The organism is Streptomyces sp. NPDC058619 (genome assembly GCF_042717785.1).
Lineage (GTDB): Bacteria > Actinomycetota > Actinomycetes > Streptomycetales > Streptomycetaceae > Streptomyces.
Genome location: NZ_JBHXQN010000124.1, coordinates 1 through 5,068, shown reverse-complemented (window position 1 = coordinate 5,068; position 5,068 = coordinate 1). Strand labels below are relative to the sequence as shown.

5 protein-coding genes and 2 pseudogenes are annotated in these 5,068 nt (G+C 69.6%); 4 read left to right on the top strand and 3 right to left on the bottom strand.

Annotated features, from left to right (window positions below):
- A partial coding sequence (locus tag ACFWTC_RS38440; RefSeq protein WP_384075129.1) for an IS630 family transposase occupies nt 1-746 on the bottom strand: 746 nt, incomplete at its 3' end.
- Nucleotides 747-1,134: 388 nt separating this feature from the next.
- Between ACFWTC_RS38440 and ACFWTC_RS38435 the strand changes: the two genes are divergently transcribed.
- Nucleotides 1,135-1,557: a nuclear transport factor 2 family protein gene (locus ACFWTC_RS38435; RefSeq protein ID WP_383926828.1), complete on the top strand. Its 423-nt coding sequence runs from the start codon at nt 1,135-1,137 to the stop codon at nt 1,555-1,557.
- A gap of 444 nt (nt 1,558-2,001) precedes the next feature.
- On the opposite strand, the gene ACFWTC_RS38430 is transcribed toward ACFWTC_RS38435, so the two are convergent.
- The gene (locus ACFWTC_RS38430) at nt 2,002-2,598 is read right to left on the bottom strand and encodes a TetR/AcrR family transcriptional regulator (protein ID WP_384030650.1); all 597 of its coding nucleotides are present in this window, start codon (nt 2,596-2,598) and stop codon (nt 2,002-2,004) included.
- A gap of 170 nt (nt 2,599-2,768) precedes the next feature.
- On the opposite strand from ACFWTC_RS38430, the gene ACFWTC_RS38425 reads away from it, so the two are divergent.
- Complete coding sequence (locus tag ACFWTC_RS38425; RefSeq protein ID WP_384030648.1) at nt 2,769-3,020, top strand: hypothetical protein; 252 nt, start codon at nt 2,769-2,771, stop codon at nt 3,018-3,020.
- A pseudogene (locus tag ACFWTC_RS38420) lies at nt 3,021-3,497 on the top strand (DUF2867 domain-containing protein); the annotation flags it as partial. It lies immediately after the preceding gene.
- Between the two features lie 247 nt (nt 3,498-3,744).
- Here the strand turns inward: ACFWTC_RS38420 and ACFWTC_RS38415 are convergent.
- A pseudogene (locus tag ACFWTC_RS38415) lies at nt 3,745-4,301 on the bottom strand (transposase); the annotation flags it as partial.
- 135 nt (nt 4,302-4,436) lie between these two features.
- On the opposite strand from ACFWTC_RS38415, the gene ACFWTC_RS38410 reads away from it, so the two are divergent.
- Entirely contained in the window at nt 4,437-4,904 is a 468-nt protein-coding gene (locus tag ACFWTC_RS38410) for a hypothetical protein (RefSeq protein WP_384030646.1), read from the top strand.
- The last annotated feature ends 164 nt before the right edge of the window (nt 4,905-5,068 follow it).

Below are 5,068 nucleotides of genomic sequence, written 5' to 3'. Positions count from 1 at the left end.
CAGGCCTGGACGGTCTTCGAGCGGTGGGCCGAGTGCCGGTCGACGATCAGGTGGACCTTCCGGTCGAAGTGCCCGACGATCCGGGTGAGGAAGCGGCACATGACCTTCGCGTCGAACGACTCGGTGAAGACCATGAAGTGCATCCGGCCGCGGGTGCTGATCGCGGACATCGCGTTCACGGAGAACCGGTTCCCGGTGCGGCGGACGATGGGAGTCGCGCCTTTGGCGCCCCAGGTGCGGCCGGTGACCTGGTCCGAGCGGACCCCGACCTGGTCGCCGAAGAGAACCTCGGCATTCTCCGCCTTCGCCTTGGCCCGGATCGCCGGCCAGGTCTCCTCGTGCCAGACGCGGACCGCTTCCGCGTCCTGCTCGACCGCCCGCTTGTCCGGACGCTGGAAGGTCAGCCCCCAACGCTTGAGGTACTTGCCCACCCCGGGCTCGGTGAAGCGGACCCGGTACAGCTTGAAGATCAGCTCGCCTATCTGCCCCCGTGTCCACAGCTGACCCGAAAGCCCCAGGTCGGAGGGGATGTGATCGAGGACGGCCTGCCGGACGGCAGCCTGCTCGGCCTCCCCGAGTACCTGGTGCACCCCGACCGGCTTGCCGCGCGGCCGCATGACCAGCGCTTCCCGGCCGCCGGCCCGCCACTTCGCCCACCAGATGTCGACTGCTTTCAGCGACACCCCGAACACCGCCGCCACGTCCTCACGGCCCCGCCCCGCCACCAACGCGGCCACCGCCCGCAGCCGCAGGGCCTCCTGCGCCGACGGCGACAGATGCCGCGCGTCCCCCACCAGATCGCTCACACCCAGCTCAACGACCCAGAACCCGAACCGTTTCTGATCAATAGGTGAGCCTGACCTGCCACCCGGCGCCTACCGACCTCGGGAGCGACAAGTTCCCGTCCGATTTCCTGGCCATGCCTGGCTGGCGGCGACGGCCGGTCACCGAATCCCCAAGCCCTGGCCGCACGGCCTGGCGGCGGATCGCCATGCGGCCGTTGGGGCACTGCTCGACGGGAGTTGACCGCACAGCGTTCGCCGGGCTCTGTGGCAGGCCCGCCGTTTCCTCGCCACCATACGGTCCCGTATGGTGATCCTGCCCCTGCCGGACCTACGAGGAATCCGAGGAACGATGACCAACCTGACTGCGAGCAACCTGACGACAGACAGCCGCAACGTCCGGAACGTCAAGGCGCTTTACCTGGCCCTGGCCGACCGGGACTTTCCGGGTGCCCAGCGCCTGCTGGTGGAGGAGCCGGTGTGGGACATCACGCCGGGATCCCCTGACGGCGGCGTCTACCGGGGCATGGCCGAGGTGTTCGGCAGCTTCTACCCCAAGCTCGCTGCCCGCTTCCGCTCCCTCGAGGTCCACCCGGACGCCTACGTGGACGGCGGAGACACTGTCGTCGCCTCCGGCTACTACCAGGTCACCGAGCAGGACGCTGAAGAGAGCAAGCTCGTGCGGTTCGCCCACGTCTTCGGCATCACCGACGAAGGCCGGATCAAGGGGGTGTGGCAGGTCGCCGACACGGCCCTGTTCGCCGAAATAGCCTGAAGCTGTCGGTGCTCACGCACCTGTGTGAGCACCGACGCCAGCAGCTCTACGCCGTGACGCCAAGCATCGCGTCGGCCCCCGGACCTACATTTGCCGGGTCTGCGGATACGCGGACAACGCCGACGTGAGCGCGGCCAGAAACATCGATACCGTCGCAGGGTGTGCGGCGCTGCTGCGCGGGGAAGGCGCCCGGGCTGCCGGTCCGGTGATCTGCGAACCTCAAGATGCTGCCTCCGTCGGATGGACGCCGGTCAGCAGATTGGAATCCTCTCCCGTTCACGGCGAGGAGGATGTCAAGTTCGGTGGATCCCAGACGAGCCCGACGCCCGCAGGCCGTCGCACCCCGGCGTTGGGCAGGCATGGGCCGTACCCCGAGGCGTACGTCTACCGACCGAGCGGTTGGCCCCCGGTGCAGTCCTGCCCCTGCAATCGTGCAGCCGTCCGTCAGCTCCGCTGAAGCAGCGCGGTCATAGTGGATTCCAGGTACCGCCGCCGCTCCGCGCCTTCCGGCAGGAGCTGCGGAACGCTGTGCGCCAGCTGTGCGTGGCCAAGATAGGCGGAGTACGCCAGGAGGCTGCGGCGGCGGGCTTCCTCCCGGGGGAAGCCCAGTTCGGCGAAGAGCACGGCGACGTACTCCATGCGGCGCTCGGTCACCCGATGCAGTGCTGCGGCGACCTGGGGGTGGGCGGCGCTGGAGAGCAACGCGAGCTCGACAGGGTTCTCCGAAGCTGCGATGACGACGCGGGCGAAGAGGGTGCGCAACCGGTGCTCGGGGTCGGGGTCGGCCTCGGCGGTGACGATGACGGCGTCGGTGGCGATCTGCTCCCAGCGGGTCAGGGTCGCCTCGATGAGGGCCGCCCGGTTGGCGAAGTGCCAGTAGCAGCTGCCTTTGGTCGCTCCGAGCCGGGTCGCCAGGGGTTCCACCGCGATCGCGGCCAGGCCGCCTTCGCCGACTGCGGCGAGCGCCGCGTCCGCCCAGTCCTGGGCGGACAGCCTGGTCCGAGCCGTCTCGCGGTCCTTGTTCTGTTCCCCTCGCTTCATGAGCGTACGCTACCGTCTGGTCTGACCATACGGTAGCGTACGGAGGTATTCTGTGCACAACACCCATGAACGCAGCATTGACGCTCCACCCTCGGCCGTCGGGCCCTGATCGACCAGCTGGCGGGCCCGCACGACCCGCTCTGGCCCGCACCCGCCCCGCATGGCCGGCCATGCGGTTCGACCGGCCGCTGGGCCTCGGCGCACAGGGCGGTCACGGTCCGGTCCGCTACACGGTGACCGGCTACGACCCCGGACAACGGGTGCGCTTCACCTTCGACGGCCGGGGCGGACGTGGCGGTCACCATGAACTGACCGTCGAAGCGGATGCGGAGGAACCCGCCACGCGCAGTAAGGTCCGCCACGTCCTGGAATCCCACCCGCACGGCGCCACCCGCCTGGCCTGGCCTCTCGCGGTCCGGTGAATGCACGACGCGGTGGTCGAGGATCTCCTCGACAACCTCGAGCGCGCGGCAACCGGAACAGTGCGCACCCCGGCCCGGTGGAGCCCGTGGGTACGGCTGCTCAACCGCGTGCTGTGGCCGCGCGCCGAGGTCGCAGTGCCGCAGGCGGCCCACTTCGCACGCCATGCCTTCGAGCGGATCGACTTCACCGATAGCTGGCAGCTGCCCCTGCACCCCGCGATGCCGCAGGACCCGGAGATATGGGCGGCGGCCACCTTCCGTGAGTCTCCCGGCTGGGTGACAGCACTCATGCGCGTTTGCGAAGGACTCGTCGGCCTCGTAGGCATCCAACGGAACCCAGCCCAGGGCGCGTTCGCGATCACGGCCGCGGAAGGCGGGGAAGTCCTGCTCGGTCACGACGCCGCCCACCTCGACTTCCGCGTCTCCGTCCTGGTCGAACCAGGCCGGGTTTCCATGACCACCGTGACCAAGTTCAACAACCGGCGCGGTAAGCACTACTTCGCAGTGGTCAGCAGAATCCACCCTGCCGTGGTCCGATACGCCCTCCGCCGGGCTCACCGCCGGCTCGCACTCGCCACGCCACCCGCCTTGGGCCCACGCCCCGGCCCGGGCCCAAGGGCGGTGGCCCCGAGGCAGCAGGCCGCCGCCAGGGCTGAGACCGCTCCTGCCTGCGGTTTCCCGCTGACCTGCCCAACACGGGACGGCAAGCGGTGCCGTGCCGGTGCGCCAGCGGGCGGCACTTGCGGTCGGCGGCGAGGTGGACCTTGCTGGTCTGACCACCCCTGGAGCGACCCAGGAGAGCGGCCTTCAGGCGGAGCTTTCGCCGGCGCCGGATGCGTCGTCGCTCTTCGCGCTCGGGATCGGTCTCGGCGTCCTGCCCGGTTTGCTCCCCGAGGCCGCCCCTTTTGACCTGGCCTTCTCCTCCTCAGCGGCGGCCTTCTCCAGCGCGGTGACGACACCCTGGTCCAGGTGCATGCCGGCGGCGTCGTGATGAGCGCGCGCGGTGGTGGAGTCGACGCTGACCAGGGACAGGTCCACCTCGGCCCGCTCCGCGGCCTCCGCGATCAGACCCTCCAGCAGGGCCTCGAATACGCCTGCGTCACGCCATTGCCGGAAGCGGTTGTGGACGGTCGACCAGGCACCGAACTCCTGGGGCATTTCCCGCCACTGGCCGCTCGTCTTGAACCGCCAGATCACGCCCTCGAACTGCTGCCGCAGCCGCTCGGGGTACGGGCCGTACACACCGACCGGCAGGTACGGCTCAGGGAGAGGCCGCCATATTGAAGCTGCTGGTCAAGGGTGCTGGCGTGGGGTGCTCGTGCTGGTCGTGGGCGGCAGTCTGCCGTGTAGATCGTCTATCAGGTGGTTCGCCGGTTCCTGCCCCTTGGTGTCGGTGTGCCTTCTACGATCCGGTGCATGGTGGATCCCGAGGTGTCGGAGCGAATCGCGGTGCGGCGCGCGGAACTGGACGGACTCGAAGAACAGCTGGCCAGGCCGTTGGCGGAGGTACGGGCCGAGTGGAACGAGCTCGCCGTCGCCGAACGGGTCCTTGAGCGGGTGAGCGAACAGCTCGCCGACGAACGCGCCTCGGCCACGCCGACGCCCGGGCAGGTGGGCGGACAGGCGGTGATGCTGATCCCGCACCGCGCACCGGGCGTGGAGGAGGCCACGCTCCCGCCGGACTACCAGCACATCCTCGCCGCCGTGCGGCAGGCCGCCGGACCCGTCAGGGCCCGACAGGTCGGCGAAGTGCTGGGAGTGGACGTCAGCATGCGGGCCAAGCTGAAACCGCTGGGAGGACGCCTTCGCCGCGCTGTGCGAGTCGCCCGCGCACGTTCCGGCGCCTTTCCCATGGTTGGCTGGATCCGTGTCGAGGCCTCCTGATTGTCAGGATGTACTGCGGGGGCCAGGTGCTCGACGCGGACGCCACCGGCGATGTCGCGTGGCTGGGATCCTGACGGACACGGGTACAGGCTCACTGCACCCCTCACGCAACGGTCACCGGTCACAGAGCGAGGGGGCCGTGTTGTCCCGGACACCTGCCGGTC